Raw genomic sequence first — 13,729 nt, forward strand, 5'->3', positions numbered from 1 at the left:
GTGCAGATCTACAACACAGAACGGCCCCATATGGCCCTGAAAAACAAAACGCCCGATGCGGTGCATCGGGCGTTTTGAGGCCTATCGGCCTACCTGAACAGGTGTAAACCTATTTCAGGACTAGACATTCACAAGGTTTGATTCAACCCCGTAAACCTGTATTTGGAGCGGGAAACGAGACTCGAACTCGCGACCCCGACCTTGGCAAGGTCGTGCTCTACCAACTGAGCTATTCCCGCATTTTGAAGCCTTTACCGCTATCGGCGTGAAGCGCCACTAAGACCTTCACCACCACTGCACCGCATAGACGCCACAGTATTTAAACTGGAGCGGGAAACGAGACTCGAACTCGCGACCCCGACCTTGGCAAGGTCGTGCTCTACCAACTGAGCTATTCCCGCAAATGGCGTCCCCTAGGGGACTCGAACCCCTGTTACCGCCGTGAAAGGGCGGTGTCCTAGGCCACTAGACGAAGGGGACACACAACACTTTTCAGTGCACCAGGTTTGAACCTCGCGATTCGGCCTGGGTTTTCTTTTCCTGCCCCGCCGTTAAGCAGTGCCGGAGAAACTGGAGCGGGAAACGAGACTCGAACTCGCGACCCCGACCTTGGCAAGGTCGTGCTCTACCAACTGAGCTATTCCCGCATTGGCGTCCCCTAGGGGACTCGAACCCCTGTTACCGCCGTGAAAGGGCGGTGTCCTAGGCCACTAGACGAAGGGGACACGCTACAAGCATTACTGCCTGCTTTCACTCCCTGCCGCGTTTCGCTGTGAGCTTTACGCTGCAAGTGGCGCGCATTCTATGGATGCCGCGAAAGGCCGTCAACCCTTTTCTAGAAATTTATTTAAATCAATGACTTCGCTCTCTATAGAGGTAGCTTGCCAGGGGGTGTCCACGGATTGGCGTTGATTTTCTGACGGTCTGAACGCAAAGTGCCATCACTGGAGAAATCCGGCGACGAGCCGACACAGACTCACGTGGCGAGCTGGCTGGCCTGTTCGCTACACTCTCAATGTAAAACTTCCTGATGAGGCGTTAACGGTGACCCCACTTCTGATCACACTGCTCATCGTTGCGGGTATTGCCCTGCTGATCGTGATCGGCTACCTCAACAACGTGGTCGAGAACAGCAAACTGGAACGCGCGCGGCTGAAAATCGAGCTTGCCGACCGTGTGCGCCGCTGTGGCGAAATCACCGAGACCTTCCCCGGCCAGTTCATGACCCCGGCCCTCAAGCTGCTGCTGGCCCGTCTGGAACTGAGCCTCAACCAGCGGCAACTGGCCCTGGACAAGCACAATGGCGAGCTCAAGGCACGCATCGCCGAACTGGAAGGTTTGATCGCACAGGGCGAGCGAATCCCGGTGAACAACCCTCCAAGCCCGATCCAGACCGAGGTCAAGGCCAAGGATGTGCGCTTCCTGCTCGAGGCTCTGCACACCCAGATCGTCAGGGCTACCCAGGAAAATGTCCTGCAAACCACCGAGGGCAAGCATTGGGTAAAGGAAATTCGCCACCTGCTGGTGCTGCTGCACATCGAGTTCTTCAACAACCTTGGCCAGCAGGCCCTGCAACAGGAACAACCGGGCCAGGCGCGACTCGCGTTCGAGCGGGGTGTGCAGTACCTGCGCAAGCAGCCTGAGCCAAAAATATACGAAGAACAGCTCACCTACCTGGAGAAACTCCTGGCACGGGCCAATGCCCAGGTGCTGGACCAGATGGAGCCGGCCGAAAATGACGAGAACGCGTTGACCCAGGGGCTGAAGACCGATGAGGACGAAACCTGGAAGAAGCGGGTGATCTACGACTGACCTGTGCCGGCCGCTTCGCGGGCCTACCTGTGGGAGCGGGCTTGCCCCGCGAAGCGGCCGGCACTGACAAGGCAGCAATCAGCAGTCGGTCAATTCCAAAAAGAGCGCCGCCAACCGCTCCAGCCCCACCTGGTCCGCCTCGCTGAAACGCGCCAGCTTCGGGCTGTCCAGGTCCAGCACCCCAATCAACCTGCCCGCCTTCACCAGCGGAATCACCAGCTCGCTGTTGGATGCACTGTCACAGGCAATATGCCCTGGAAAGGCATGCACGTCTTCCACCCGCTGAGTCTGCCCAGTGGCTGCCGCTGCGCCACACACCCCTTTGCTGAAGGGAATGCGCACACAGGCCACCTGGCCCTGGAACGGGCCAAGCACCAACTCTTCGTTGCGGTTGAGGTAAAACCCCGCCCAGTTCAGGTCGTCCACCTGGTGATAAAGAAACGCCGAGAACTGCGCGGCATTGGCGATGAAGTCGCGCTCGTCGGCAAACAGCGCCTGCACTTGGGCCGCCAGCAGGTTGTAGCCGTCGAGGCCGACGCCACCGGCATTGAGATCGATCATTTATTTCTGCTCCAACAATTGCAGCCCAACCCAGTAGCGGGCGAACTGATAGGCACAACGGCCATTACGGTTGCCGCGGCCAGTGGCCCAGCGCACGGCGAGGATGTCGAGGTCTTCGTTGCGCTGCCACTCAAGGCCTGCAGCCTGCGCCAGCTGCCCAATCCAGTGTTCGACCACGTCGAGGAAGTGTTCCTGGGTGAAGGGGTAGAACGATAGCCACAGGCCAAATCGGTCGGACAGGGCGATCTTGTCTTCCACCGCCTCGCTGGGGTGCAACTCGCCATCGACGCGCTTCCAGTTCTCGTTGTCGCTTTCCTTCTCCGGCACCAGGTGGCGGCGGTTAGAGGTGGCGTACAACAACACGTTGTCCGGCGCCTGCTCCAGCGAGCCGTCAAGCACGCTCTTGAGTACCCGGTAGTCCCCCTCCCCCGCTTCGAAGGACAGGTCATCACAGAACAGGATGAAGCGCTGCGCCAACTTCTGCAGTTGCTCGACGACACGCGGCAAGTCGGCCAGGTGGTCGCGCTCGATCTCGATCAGCCGCAGCCCGGCCCCCGCATGCTCAGCCAGTAGGGCGCGCACCAGCGATGACTTGCCCGTGCCGCGCGAGCCCCACAGCAAGGCGTGGTTGGCCGGCAGGCCATTGATGAACTGGTGGGTGTTGCGGCCCAACTGGTCACGTTGCTTGTCGACGCCAATCAGGTCGGTCAAGCTGATGTCCAGGCTGACCTCAAGCGGCATCAAGTAGCCGGTTCGGCCATCGCGCTGCCAACGGGCGGCCAGGGTGGTGGACCAATCGATGGTCGGGCGTGGTGCCGGCAACAGCGGTTCGAGACGGGCCAGTACCGATTCGGCGCGTTCCAGGAAAGCATTCAAGCGAGCGTCCATGACGACTCCTAGCAAGACAGGTGAGATTAAAAGCTGAATGTGTGACAGGCCCGCCAGTAGCCGGGGCTGATCGGCTATGCTTGCGCAGCGCAAGGGACGTGAAACCGGCTCGGGAATCATGGATATCAAGTTCACCAATCGCCTGTCATACAAGCAAGCCCGGTTGACAGTCCTGGTCGGCTTCATCCTGGGAACATTGCTCAGTCTCATCCAGATCGGCATCGATTATGCCAGTGAAGACGCATCCATCAACCGCGAAGTGCAGGCACTGCTGCAAATCAGCCACAATCCGGCCTCGCGCATCGCCTATAACATCGATTCGGAACTGGCGCAGGAGCTGACCGGCGGCCTGCTGCAATCACCCGCGGTCATTCGCGCCCGCATGATCGACAACAACGATACGGTGTTGGCCGATGTCCAGCGCCCACGCCTGCAAGACCGCTATCGGCCACTGAGCGACTTCCTGTTTGGCGACCAGCGCCAGTTCAAGGAGAGCCTGTTCCTGACCCATATGCCTGAACAATACCTGGGCACCCTCTACCTGGACGTCGACACCTATGCCTTCGGCAGCCGCTTCCTTGACCGGGCCGGGGTTACCCTGTTCAACGGTTTTGTCCGCAGCCTGGTACTGACGGGCATCCTTCTCGCACTGTTCTACATGATGCTGACCAAACCGCTGGTGACGGTAATCGGCGCGCTCAGCGGCAGAGACCCGCGCCAACCCGGGCAAACCCGCCTGGAATGCCCACCTGGCCACGAACTCGATGAAATCGGCGTCCTGGTCAAGGTCGCCAACCAGCAGTTCGTCAGCATGGCCACCGAAATCCAGCAGCGGCGCACCGCCGAGAATCGGCTTACGCAGTACCTCAATGAACTGGAAGACATCGTCTCTGCCCGTACCGAGGAGCTCAAAGCCAGCAACAGCCGGCTCAGCCACTCGAACCAGGAGCTGATGGAGGCGCGCCAGCGGGCGTTGGACATGGCCCAGGCGCGGGCAGCCTTCCTGGCCAACATGAGCCACGAGATCCGCACGCCGCTCAACGGGATGCTGGGCATGATCGCACTGGCGCTCGACAGCCCGCTGCCCAGCGAGCAGCGCCAGCAGTTGGCGATTGCCCATGATTCGGGCAAGGTGCTGGTAGAACTGCTCAACGATATTCTCGACCTGTCCAAGTTCGATGCCGGGCAGCTTGAACTGGAACGTATCCCCTTCGACCTGGGCGCGATGGTCGAGGACACCGCCAATCTGCTGTCCCAGAACGCGGCGCAAAATGTCGAGCTGACCTGCCTGATCGCCCGCGATTTTCCAAGTTCGGTGCTAGGTGACCCGACCCGTGTGCGCCAAGTGGTCAGCAACCTGCTGTCCAACGCCCTCAAGTTCACCCGCTTTGGCCGCGTCGATGTGCACCTGGCACGCATTGTCGGCGGTGTCCGCCTGGAGGTGCGCGATACCGGTATCGGCATCCCCGAAAATGCCCAGGCGCGGATCTTCCAGCCATTCACCCAGGCCGGCGCCGGCATTACCCGCCAGTATGGTGGCACGGGCCTGGGCCTGGCCCTGACCCGCAACCTGTGCAGGGCCATGCAAGGCCATCTGCACATTCGCTCCGAGCCGGGGTTTGGGAGCTGCTTCAGCGCAGAACTGCCGCTGCCCATCCATACCGAAGCCATCGCGCCGGCACAGCTGCAGGGGCAGGTGGTGGCCCTGAGCAATGCCGGCAGCGGCCTGAACGAGCTGCTGCAGGAGCTGCTGCCCAGCTGGGGGTTGGGATACCAACGGCACGACAGCGCCACGACGCTGGATATCCGTGCGATCGACCTGCTGATCACCGACGACCTGGACCACTTGTTCGAACTGCGCCCCGCGCTCAAGGCGCCGATCCTGCTGGTGACCGCCTACGGTAATTTCCTGCCCGCCGAGCAGTCGGCGCAACTGGCACCGTTGCACCAGCTGGCCCGCCCACTGGCACGCAATGCCCTGTACCAGATGCTGCGCCGCACCTTGCAAGGGCACGCCCCCGAACACCCTCTGGCCACCCCAGCGCTCACGGCCACCGCAGGCCGGGCGCGGATCCTGCTGGTGGAGGACAACCCGGTAAACCAGCTGGTGGCCAAGGGCATGTTGGCCAAGCTCGGCTGCGAGGTGCAGGTGGCCACCCAAGGCTTGGAAGCCCTGGAATGGCTGGAGCAGGAAACATTCGACCTGGTGCTGATGGACTGCAACATGCCGGTCATGGATGGCTACGAAGCCAGCCGACACATTCGCCAGAGCGGCCGCTGGCCTGAATTGCCGATCGTCGCCCTGACCGCCAACGCCATGCCCGAAGAGCGCGAGCGGTGCCGGGCGGCAGGCATGAACGATTACCTGGCCAAGCCCTTCCGCCGCGAAGAGCTACTGGCGCTGATCGATCACTGGGTACCGTTCAGCGGCTGAGCAGGCGCTCGATATCGGCCTCCAGGGCCTGGGGCTTGGTGGTCGGCGCATAGCGCGTGACACTACCGCTGGCCGGGTCAACCAGAAATTTCGTGAAATTCCATTTGATCTTTTGCGACCCCAGCAGGCCCGGGGCGCGTTGCTTGAGCTCGACGAACAGCGGGTGGGCCGCCGGGCCGTTGACCTCGACCTTGCGAAACAGCGGGAAGCTCACGCCAAAATTGAGCTCACAGAACTGCGCGATCTCGCGGGCATCACCCGGTTCCTGCTTGCCGAACTGATTGCAGGGGAAGCCCAGCACCACCAGGCCGCGCTCGCGGTACTGCTGCCAGAGCTGCTCCAGCCCCTTGTACTGCGGGGTGAAGCCGCACTGGCTGGCGGTGTTGACCACCAGCAGCGCCTTGCCGGCGAAGTCGCCCAGCACCTTGTGCTCACCGCCCAGGGTCACACAGGGAATATCCAGCATCGATGCGGCCATGTTCAGGCTCCGTTGCGGGGTTTGAAGTCCAGGCATACCGAGTTGATGCAGTAGCGCAGGCCCGTCGGTGGTGGGCCGTCGGGGAACACATGACCCAGGTGGGCGTCGCACTGCGCGCAGGTGACCTCGGTACGGATCATGCCATGGGAGGTGTCGCGGATCTCGATCATCGCGCGTTCCTCAAGGGGGGCATAAAAGCTCGGCCAGCCGCAACCAGAATCGAACTTGGCCTTCGAATCAAACAGCGGCAGGTCACAGCAGATGCAATGGTAGATACCGTCGCGACGCTCGCTGTTGTACTTGCCAGTGAACGGCCGCTCAGTGCCCTTCAGGCGGCACACCTGGTACTGCTCGGGGTCGAGCATCGCACGCCATTCTTCCAGGGTTTTATCGATCTTTTGCATGTAGGGACCTCGGCAGGCTGAATTTCACCTCGCGCCGTCTTTTCCGTAACGCGGGTGGCACGTATATTAGTTGGCTTCGTGTGCAAGGCCTCAAGTCTGGCACCCGCGCCCCGCCCTTTCAAACCTTTCGACGGCGGCGCACCGCGTATTCTCAATCGGGATCACATCATGCAGTTCAGCAAATCGAACAAGCTCGCCAATGTCTGCTATGACATTCGCGGCCCGGTGCTCAAGCACGCCAAACGCCTGGAAGAGGAAGGCCATCGCATCCTCAAGCTGAACATCGGCAACCCGGCGCCGTTTGGCTTCGAAGCGCCGGACGAAATCCTCCAGGATGTGATCCGCAACCTGCCGACCGCACAGGGGTACAGCGATTCCAAGGGCCTGTTCAGTGCGCGCAAGGCGGTGATGCAGTACTGCCAGCAAAAGGAAATCGAAGGCGTCACCATCGAGGACATCTACCTGGGCAATGGTGTGTCCGAGCTCATCGTCATGTCGATGCAGGCGCTGCTCAACAACGGCGACGAAGTGCTGATCCCAGCCCCTGACTACCCGCTGTGGACCGCCGCGGTGAGCCTGGCTGGCGGCAAGCCGGTGCACTACCTGTGCGACGAGCAGGCCGACTGGTTCCCGGACCTTGAAGACATCAAGGCCAAGATCTCCCCGAACACCAAGGCCCTGGTGATCATCAACCCGAACAACCCGACCGGTGCCGTGTACTCCAGGGAGCTGCTGCTGGGCATGCTGGAGCTGGCGCGCGAGCACAACCTGGTGGTGTTCTCCGACGAGATCTACGACAAGATCCTTTACGACGAGGCCGTGCACATCAGCACCGCTTCGCTGGCCCCGGACCTGCTGTGCCTGACGTTCAACGGCCTGTCCAAGTCGTACCGGGTAGCGGGCTTCCGTTCCGGCTGGCTGATCATCTCTGGGCCCAAGCACCATGCCCAGAGCTACATCGAAGGCATCGACATGCTGGCCAACATGCGCCTGTGCGCCAACGTCCCGGCCCAGCACGCCATCCAGACCGCACTGGGCGGCTACCAGAGCATCAACGACCTGGTGCTGCCACCGGGCCGCCTGCTGGAGCAGCGCAACCGCACTTATGAGCTGCTCAACGACATCCCGGGTGTGAGCTGCGTCAAGCCGATGGGTGCGCTGTACGCGTTCCCGCGGATCGACCCGAAAGTGTGCCCGATCCTCAACGACGAGAAGTTCGCGCTGGACCTGCTGCTGTCGGAAAAGCTGCTGATCGTTCAAGGTACGGCGTTCAACTGGCCGTGGCCGGACCACTTCCGTGTGGTGACATTGCCGCGGGTGGATGACCTGGAGGCGGCGATTGGCCGGATTGGCAACTTCCTGCGCACTTATTCGCAGTAGATGATGGCCTCTTCGCAGCACAAGGCTGCTCCTACAGGTGTACGCGTTCCCCTTTAGGAGCAGCCTTGTGCTGCGAATGGGCTGCAAAGCAGCCCCGTACAATCTCACAGGGTGTTTCTTACATCCTGCAACGCTCTATCCCACAGCCCCCGCGTCATCCTCTGCCATACTGCGCCGTACACAGTTTGAAATAGTCGGCCGATTGAAACCGCGCGACTGGCCCCTTATATACCCCGCATACGCAACAAACCCATCCGTCAGGAGAACGTAACAACCATGATGCGCATTCTGTTGTTTGTAGCCACCAACCTCGCGGTGGTGCTGGTTGCAAGCATTACCCTGAGCCTGTTCGGCTTCAACGGGTTCATGGCCGCCAACGGGGTTGACCTCAACCTCAGCAGCCTGCTGGTGTTCTGCGCCGTGTTCGGTTTTGCCGGCTCCCTTATCTCGCTGTTCATCTCCAAGTGGATGGCGAAGATGACCACCGGCACCCAGATCATTTCCCAGCCACGCACCCGCCACGAACAGTGGCTGCTGCAAACGGTCGAGGAGTTGTCGCGCGAAGCCGGCATCAAGATGCCCGAGGTAGGTATTTTCCCGGCCTACGAGGCTAACGCCTTCGCCACCGGCTGGAACCGTAACGACGCCCTGGTGGCCGTCTCCCAGGGCCTGCTGGAGCGCTTCTCGCCCGATGAAGTGCGTGCCGTACTGGCCCACGAAATCGGCCACGTGGCCAACGGTGACATGGTCACCCTGGCATTGGTACAGGGCGTGGTGAACACCTTCGTGATGTTCTTCGCCCGCATCATCGGCAACTTCGTCGACAAGGTCATCTTCAAGAACGAAGAAGGCCAGGGCATTGCCTACTACGTAGCGACCATCGTCGCCGAACTGGTGCTGGGCATCCTGGCAAGCATGATCGTCATGTGGTTCTCGCGCCGCCGCGAATACCGCGCCGACGAAGCCGGTGCTCAGCTTGCCGGTACCGCCGCAATGATCGGCGCCCTGCAGCGCCTGCGCGTGGAACAGGGCCTGCCGGTGCACATGCCCGACACCTTGAAGGCCTTCGGCATCAACGGTGGCCTCAAGCATGGCCTGGCCGGCCTGCTGATGAGCCACCCGCCGCTGGAAGAGCGTATCGAGGCACTGCGCCGCCGCGGCTGATTGTTCAGGCGATGAGAAAGGGCGACTTCGGTCGCCCTTTCTTGTTTCTGTGCCCTGCCCTCCCAATCAGCACTGAACGCGATACACCCGCTCCAACAGGCTGGTCAAGCCCGCCTGCTGGAACTTCGGGCTTTCCCCGATCAATTCATTCGTTTCCAGCGCTTGCAGGCTCCAGCCCGCAAGCCCCTGACGAACCTCATCGTCTCCCACCGAAAACGGCGGCCCGGCAAGCAGCTTCTGGTCGTAATCCAGGGTCACCAGCAGGCCCTTGGCGCCCACCGGCAGCGCCCGTGAAAGCAGTGCCAGGTAACGCTCGCGCATCACCGGGGGCAGCGCGATCATTGCTGCACGGTCATACAGCCCTGCACAATCGGCGATATCCTCCGCCCGCAAGGCGAAGAAATCCCCGCACCACACCTGCACATCGCCACTGCGCCAGACCTCGAATGCACCTTGTCGTGACACCTGGGCGTCCAGCCCATGCTCCGTGAAGAAGGCTTCCACCGCCCGCGGTGACAGCTCGATACCCAGCACCCGATGCCCCTGTGCCGCCAACCAGGCCAGATCCAGGCTCTTGCCACACAAGGGCACCAGCACACGGCTGCCCGCAGCCAACCCAAGCGCTGGCCAATGCCGTTGCAAATAAGGGCTCGGCTGTGCCTGGTGAAAACCAATCTGGTTGTCGGCCCACTTGCGGTGCCAAAACGCCGGCTCCATGCTTCCTCCTGGTTTTTCGATAAGTTTGGCGAAGATCTTATATTGGATGTCGATCGGTAACTGGCCGAAGATGAGGGCATCTTAACCTTCAGGACCCCGCCATGCTGCCCAGTCTGTTCATTTCCCACGGTTCCCCCATGCTTGCCCTGCAACCCGGCGCCAGCGGGCCGGCCCTGGCCGGACTGGCCAATGCCCTGCCCCGCCCGAAGGCGATCGTGGTGGTGTCTGCCCACTGGGAAAGTCGCGCGCTGCTGGTGACCGGCAGCAAGCAGCCACAGACCTGGCATGATTTCCACGGGTTCCCCGCTGCGCTGTATGCGGTGCAGTACCCCGCTCCGGGCGAGCCAGGGCTGGCGATGAAGGTCAGCAATTTGCTGAACGGTGCGGGCCTGCCAGCGCGCCTGGATGGCCAGCGGCCGTTCGACCACGGCGCCTGGGTACCCCTGTCGCTGATGTACCCAGACGCAAGCATTCCTGTGCTTCAAGTTTCCTTGCCCAGCCACGCAGGGCCTGCACTCCAGCTCAAGGTTGGCCAGGCACTGGCGGCATTGCGCGATGAGGGCGTCCTGCTGGTGGGGTCCGGGAGTATCACCCACAACCTGGGTGAGCTTGACTGGCATGCCGGGCCGGAGGTAATCGAGCCGTGGGCGCTGGCGTTCCGGGATTGGGTGGTGGAGAAGCTGGGCGAGGATGACCAGGCCGCCCTGCTGGACTTCAAGCGACAGGCGCCGTTTGCCGTGCGCAATCACCCCAGTGATGAGCATTTTTTGCCGTTGTTCTTTGCCCTTGGGGCGGGTGGAAAATTCGGCATCGTGCACCAGGGGTTTACCTTAGGCGCACTGGGGATGGACATCTACCGGTTCGACTGAAAGCCCTTATCGCCGGCAAGCCGGCGACCGGGCCCACACGGATAAAAAAAATCCCCGACCTAGGCCGGGGATTTTTTCGTTACGCCAGGATCAATCCTCGCGGTAGCGGCGCAGCTTCAGCTGCTTACCAGCCACGCGGGTGTCCTTGAGCTTGGTCAGCAGGCGCTCCAGGCCATCTTCCGGCAGCTCGATCAGGCTGAAGCTGTCGCGCACCTGGATACGGCCGATGGCGTCACGGGCCAGGCCACCTTCGTTGAGGATCGCGCCCAGGAGGTTCTTGGCAGCGATACCGTCACGGGCACCCAGGGCAGTACGGCAACGCACGCGGCCTTCGGCCAGTGGCATCGGCGCACGACGCTCGCGGTCACCACGGTCGCTACGCTCGGCACGGTCACCACGCTCCGGGCGCTCACCGCGCGGTGCGAAGCTTGGTACCAGCGGCTGCTCGCGCTCTACCGCTGCCAGGTCCAGCGCTTGGCCATTGGTTGCCTTGCGCAGCAGGGCTGCGGACAGGGCACGCGGGCTGCAACCCAGGGCCTCGGTCAGGCGGTCGAACAGTTCACCGTGGGTGGCTTCTGCTTCGGCCACCAGCGGCGCCAGGCTCGAGGTCAGCTTCTTGATACGCGCATCCAGCACGGCCTGAGCGTTCGGCAGGCGCGCTTCGGCAACCTTCTGCCCGGTAACGCGCTCGATGACCTGCAGCATACGGCGCTCACGTGGGGTGACCAGCAGCAGTGCACGGCCTTCACGACCGGCACGGCCGGTACGGCCGATACGGTGCACGTAGGACTCCGGGTCGTACGGCATGTCCACGTTGAACACGTGGGTGATGCGCGGTACGTCCAGACCACGGGCAGCGACGTCAGTGGCGACGACGATGTCCAGGCGGCCATCCTTGAGCGAGTCGATGACGCGCTCACGCTGGTTCTGGGCGATGTCGCCGTTCAGCGCAGCAGCCTTGTAGCCTTTGGCTTCCAGCGCGGCGGCCAGGTCCAGGGTGGCTTGCTTGGTACGCACGAAGGCGATCAGCGCGTCGAACTCTTCCACTTCCAGCAAACGCAGAACAGCCGGGATCTTCTGGTCGGCGTGGACCATCAGGTGAGCCTGGTCGATCGCGGTGACGGTCTGGGTCTTGCTCTGGATCTTGACGTGCTTGGGCTCACGCAGGTGACGTTCGGCGATCGAACGGATCGACGACGGCAGGGTTGCGGAGAACAGTACCGTCTGACGGCTGGCCGGGATGGCATCGAAGATCACTTCGAGGTCATCCATGAAGCCCAGCTTGAGCATTTCATCGGCTTCGTCCAGTACCAGGTACTGCACGGTGGACAGGACTTTCTCGTCACGACGCAGGTGGTCGCACAGACGACCTGGCGTTGCCACGACGATCTGCGCGCCGTTACGAATGGCACGCAGCTGTGGGCCCATCGGGGCACCACCGTATACAGCCACCACATTAACGCCCGGCATCTGCTTGGCGTAGGTTTCGAAAGCGGTAGCGACTTGCAGCGCCAACTCACGGGTTGGCGCCAGGATCAGGGCTTGCGGTTCGCGCTTGCTCACGTCGATCTTGTTGAGGATCGGCAGGGCGAAGGCAGCGGTCTTGCCGGTGCCTGTCTGCGCCTGGCCGATCATGTCGTGACCGGCGAGGATGATCGGGATCGACTGATGCTGAATGGCCGACGGCTCTTCGTAGCCAGTGGCCAGAACAGCAGCGACGATATTCGGATTGAGATCGAGAGCGGCGAATCCGCCGGTTTCCTGGGTCATGGGTCTGCCTCTAGGTGCATCCGCAAAGACCCATGCTCCAAAGCTGCACATGCCTTGAAAGACCGGAAGGTCACCCAGGCAGCTTTGGCGGCGGGGATTTGCGAAAACGATTGAAAAAGAAAAACTTGGGAAGGTCCGCCTAGCGGACGTGCAGCCGAAGCTGGACTCGGAGGATTTGCACCACCTGATTTTGAGGTCCGCTAAAAGACCGGCGCGTACTATACCCGAATTAACAGAAGGACGTGAGGAAAATTTTCTCTGGTGAAGGCCAGTATGGGGCCATCAGTAATGACCCGCTGAAACGTTAATGTGTTGCTGGTTTACCGGCACTGCCGCCGGCTAGCCGGCTCACAGCAAAACCGCGATTTTGGGGGCGATGGGGCCATCAGCGCCACAGCACCGCTTCAGGTAGCCGGTCGAATCACCCGGATCAACGCCTCCAGGCTATACCCCAACCGCGGCGCCAACGCCTCGGCCCGTGCCCGCATGCCATCCAGGTCCAGCACCTGATCCAGGTCTGCCGGCACCAACAGGATCACATTGCCCTCCTTGACCGGTAACTCCCAGTAATGCCGGTGGTACAAGCCGCGCAACAGCGCCGCACCCAGCGGCCTGCCATCATCGCTGGCCCACTGGTTGATCACCAGCCAGCCGCCCGGGTTCAGCTGCTTCTGGCAGTTTTCCAGGAAGGTCCAGGCCAGGTGGCCGACACCCGGCCCATGGTCGGTATACAGGTCGACGAACAGCAGGTCGGCCTTCTCCGCCGTGGGCAGCAACTCAAGGGCATCGCCCACGCGCACATACAGGCGCGGGTCATCGTCTAGGCCCAGGTACTCCATGGCCAGGCGCGGTACATCCGGGCGCAGTTCGATGGCCTCGATGTCGTCCAGCGGCAGGAACTTCATGCAGGCCTGGGTCAGGGTGCCAGCCCCCAGGCCGAGGAACAGCGCGCTTTCCGGCTGCCGGTGGCAGAGCGCCCCGACCAGCATGGCGCGGGTATAGTCGTACTCCAGCCAGCTGGGGTCGGCGGTGAACACGCAGCTCTGCTCGATGGCATCACCGAACTCGAGAAAGCGGTAATCGTCCACCTCGTAAACGCTGATGACGCCAAAGGCATCCTCGACGCGGGCCAACAGCCGCTCTTCCCGTTCCGTCGTCATGTCCTTGCCACTCACCTGCGCAAAAACACGCATTGTCCGCCAACGTCCTCGCTGCAACAAGCTTGGCGCCAACTGTTACCATGGCAGGTAGC

General features: G+C 61.9%; 13 protein-coding genes and 5 tRNA genes. 6 read left to right on the forward strand and 12 right to left on the reverse strand.

Features of this window, described 5'->3' with window-relative positions; all coding sequences use genetic code 11:
- The coding region (locus tag L6D80_RS17370; protein WP_146146908.1) for an integrase core domain-containing protein at window positions 1-78 on the forward strand (78 nt) is incomplete at its 5' end.
- Window positions 79-163: 85 nt separating this feature from the next.
- On the opposite strand, the gene L6D80_RS17375 is transcribed toward L6D80_RS17370, so the two are convergent.
- From L6D80_RS17375 to L6D80_RS17395, 5 genes are all read right to left on the reverse strand, one after another.
- Window positions 164-239 (reverse strand) — tRNA-Gly (locus L6D80_RS17375).
- A gap of 86 nt (window positions 240-325) precedes the next feature.
- Window positions 326-401 (reverse strand) — tRNA-Gly (locus L6D80_RS17380).
- 3 nt (window positions 402-404) lie between these two features.
- A tRNA-Glu gene (locus tag L6D80_RS17385) sits at window positions 405-480 on the reverse strand.
- A 91-nt stretch (window positions 481-571) separates the two neighbouring features.
- Window positions 572-647: transfer RNA gene (locus L6D80_RS17390), tRNA-Gly, on the reverse strand.
- A 2-nt stretch (window positions 648-649) separates the two neighbouring features.
- Window positions 650-725: transfer RNA gene (locus L6D80_RS17395), tRNA-Glu, on the reverse strand.
- A gap of 319 nt (window positions 726-1,044) precedes the next feature.
- Here L6D80_RS17395 and L6D80_RS17400 point away from each other — a divergent pair.
- Window positions 1,045-1,812, forward strand: coding sequence for a hypothetical protein (locus tag L6D80_RS17400; protein WP_054903697.1), 768 nt, complete (start codon window positions 1,045-1,047; stop codon window positions 1,810-1,812).
- A 78-nt stretch (window positions 1,813-1,890) separates the two neighbouring features.
- Here the strand turns inward: L6D80_RS17400 and L6D80_RS17405 are convergent, their stop codons facing one another.
- Complete coding sequence (locus L6D80_RS17405; protein WP_054903698.1) at window positions 1,891-2,373, reverse strand: GAF domain-containing protein; 483 nt, start codon at window positions 2,371-2,373, stop codon at window positions 1,891-1,893.
- Complete coding sequence (locus tag L6D80_RS17410; protein WP_176512740.1) at window positions 2,374-3,261, reverse strand: ATP-binding protein; 888 nt, start codon at window positions 3,259-3,261, stop codon at window positions 2,374-2,376.
- Between the two features lie 76 nt (window positions 3,262-3,337).
- On the opposite strand from L6D80_RS17410, the gene L6D80_RS17415 reads away from it, so the two are divergent.
- Window positions 3,338-5,695, forward strand: coding sequence for a hybrid sensor histidine kinase/response regulator (locus L6D80_RS17415; protein WP_054903700.1), 2,358 nt, complete (start codon window positions 3,338-3,340; stop codon window positions 5,693-5,695).
- Here the strand turns inward: L6D80_RS17415 and L6D80_RS17420 are convergent.
- Both L6D80_RS17420 and msrB read right to left on the reverse strand, forming a co-directional pair.
- A complete protein-coding gene (locus L6D80_RS17420; RefSeq protein ID WP_054903701.1) occupies window positions 5,685-6,173 on the reverse strand; it encodes a glutathione peroxidase in 489 nt (162 codons plus the stop codon). The two genes, L6D80_RS17415 and L6D80_RS17420, sit on opposite strands and share 11 nt — an antisense overlap.
- Before the next feature lie 2 nt (window positions 6,174-6,175).
- Entirely contained in the window at window positions 6,176-6,577 is a 402-nt protein-coding gene (msrB, locus tag L6D80_RS17425; protein ID WP_054903702.1) for a peptide-methionine (R)-S-oxide reductase MsrB, read from the reverse strand.
- 168 nt (window positions 6,578-6,745) lie between these two features.
- On the opposite strand from msrB, the gene L6D80_RS17430 reads away from it, so the two are divergent.
- Complete coding sequence (locus L6D80_RS17430) at window positions 6,746-7,957, forward strand: pyridoxal phosphate-dependent aminotransferase (RefSeq protein WP_054903703.1); 1,212 nt, start codon at window positions 6,746-6,748, stop codon at window positions 7,955-7,957.
- Between the two features lie 276 nt (window positions 7,958-8,233).
- Window positions 8,234-9,121, forward strand: coding sequence for a protease HtpX (gene htpX / locus L6D80_RS17435; protein ID WP_054903704.1), 888 nt, complete (start codon window positions 8,234-8,236; stop codon window positions 9,119-9,121).
- Between the two features lie 66 nt (window positions 9,122-9,187).
- On the opposite strand, the gene L6D80_RS17440 is transcribed toward htpX, so the two are convergent.
- Entirely contained in the window at window positions 9,188-9,838 is a 651-nt protein-coding gene (locus L6D80_RS17440) for a thiopurine S-methyltransferase (protein WP_054903705.1), read from the reverse strand.
- A 101-nt stretch (window positions 9,839-9,939) separates the two neighbouring features.
- Here L6D80_RS17440 and L6D80_RS17445 point away from each other — a divergent pair, with 101 nt between their 5' ends.
- Window positions 9,940-10,707, forward strand: a complete 768-nt coding sequence (locus L6D80_RS17445) for a DODA-type extradiol aromatic ring-opening family dioxygenase (RefSeq protein WP_176512741.1) — start codon at window positions 9,940-9,942, stop codon at window positions 10,705-10,707.
- Between the two features lie 90 nt (window positions 10,708-10,797).
- Here L6D80_RS17445 and L6D80_RS17450 read toward each other — a convergent pair whose 3' ends face one another.
- Together L6D80_RS17450 and L6D80_RS17455 are read right to left on the reverse strand one after the other, a co-directional pair.
- The gene (locus tag L6D80_RS17450) at window positions 10,798-12,477 is read right to left on the reverse strand and encodes a DEAD/DEAH box helicase (RefSeq protein ID WP_054903707.1); all 1,680 of its coding nucleotides are present in this window, start codon (window positions 12,475-12,477) and stop codon (window positions 10,798-10,800) included.
- 404 nt (window positions 12,478-12,881) lie between these two features.
- On the reverse strand, window positions 12,882-13,637 hold the full coding sequence (locus L6D80_RS17455; RefSeq protein ID WP_054903711.1) for a spermidine synthase: 756 nt from the start codon (window positions 13,635-13,637) through the stop codon (window positions 12,882-12,884).
- Window positions 13,638-13,729 lie beyond the last annotated feature (92 nt).

It is taken from the genome of Pseudomonas ceruminis (assembly GCF_021602025.1).
GTDB lineage: Bacteria > Pseudomonadota > Gammaproteobacteria > Pseudomonadales > Pseudomonadaceae > Aquipseudomonas > Aquipseudomonas ceruminis.

Coding starts and splice junctions, on each gene's coding strand:
- L6D80_RS17405 (WP_054903698.1), bottom strand. CDS start 2,373: ATGATCGATCTCAATGCCGGTGGCGTCGGCCTCGACGGCTACAACCTG.
- L6D80_RS17410 (WP_176512740.1), bottom strand. CDS start 3,261: ATGGACGCTCGCTTGAATGCTTTCCTGGAACGCGCCGAATCGGTACTG.
- L6D80_RS17415 (WP_054903700.1), top strand. CDS start 3,338: ATGCTTGCGCAGCGCAAGGGACGTGAAACCGGCTCGGGAATCATGGAT.
- L6D80_RS17420 (WP_054903701.1), bottom strand. CDS start 6,173: ATGGCCGCATCGATGCTGGATATTCCCTGTGTGACCCTGGGCGGTGAG.
- msrB (WP_054903702.1), bottom strand. CDS start 6,577: ATGCAAAAGATCGATAAAACCCTGGAAGAATGGCGTGCGATGCTCGAC.
- L6D80_RS17430 (WP_054903703.1), top strand. CDS start 6,746: ATGCAGTTCAGCAAATCGAACAAGCTCGCCAATGTCTGCTATGACATT.
- htpX (WP_054903704.1), top strand. CDS start 8,234: ATGATGCGCATTCTGTTGTTTGTAGCCACCAACCTCGCGGTGGTGCTG.
- L6D80_RS17440 (WP_054903705.1), bottom strand. CDS start 9,838: ATGGAGCCGGCGTTTTGGCACCGCAAGTGGGCCGACAACCAGATTGGT.
- L6D80_RS17445 (WP_176512741.1), top strand. CDS start 9,940: ATGCTGCCCAGTCTGTTCATTTCCCACGGTTCCCCCATGCTTGCCCTG.
- L6D80_RS17450 (WP_054903707.1), bottom strand. CDS start 12,477: ATGACCCAGGAAACCGGCGGATTCGCCGCTCTCGATCTCAATCCGAAT.
- L6D80_RS17455 (WP_054903711.1), bottom strand. CDS start 13,637: ATGACGACGGAACGGGAAGAGCGGCTGTTGGCCCGCGTCGAGGATGCC.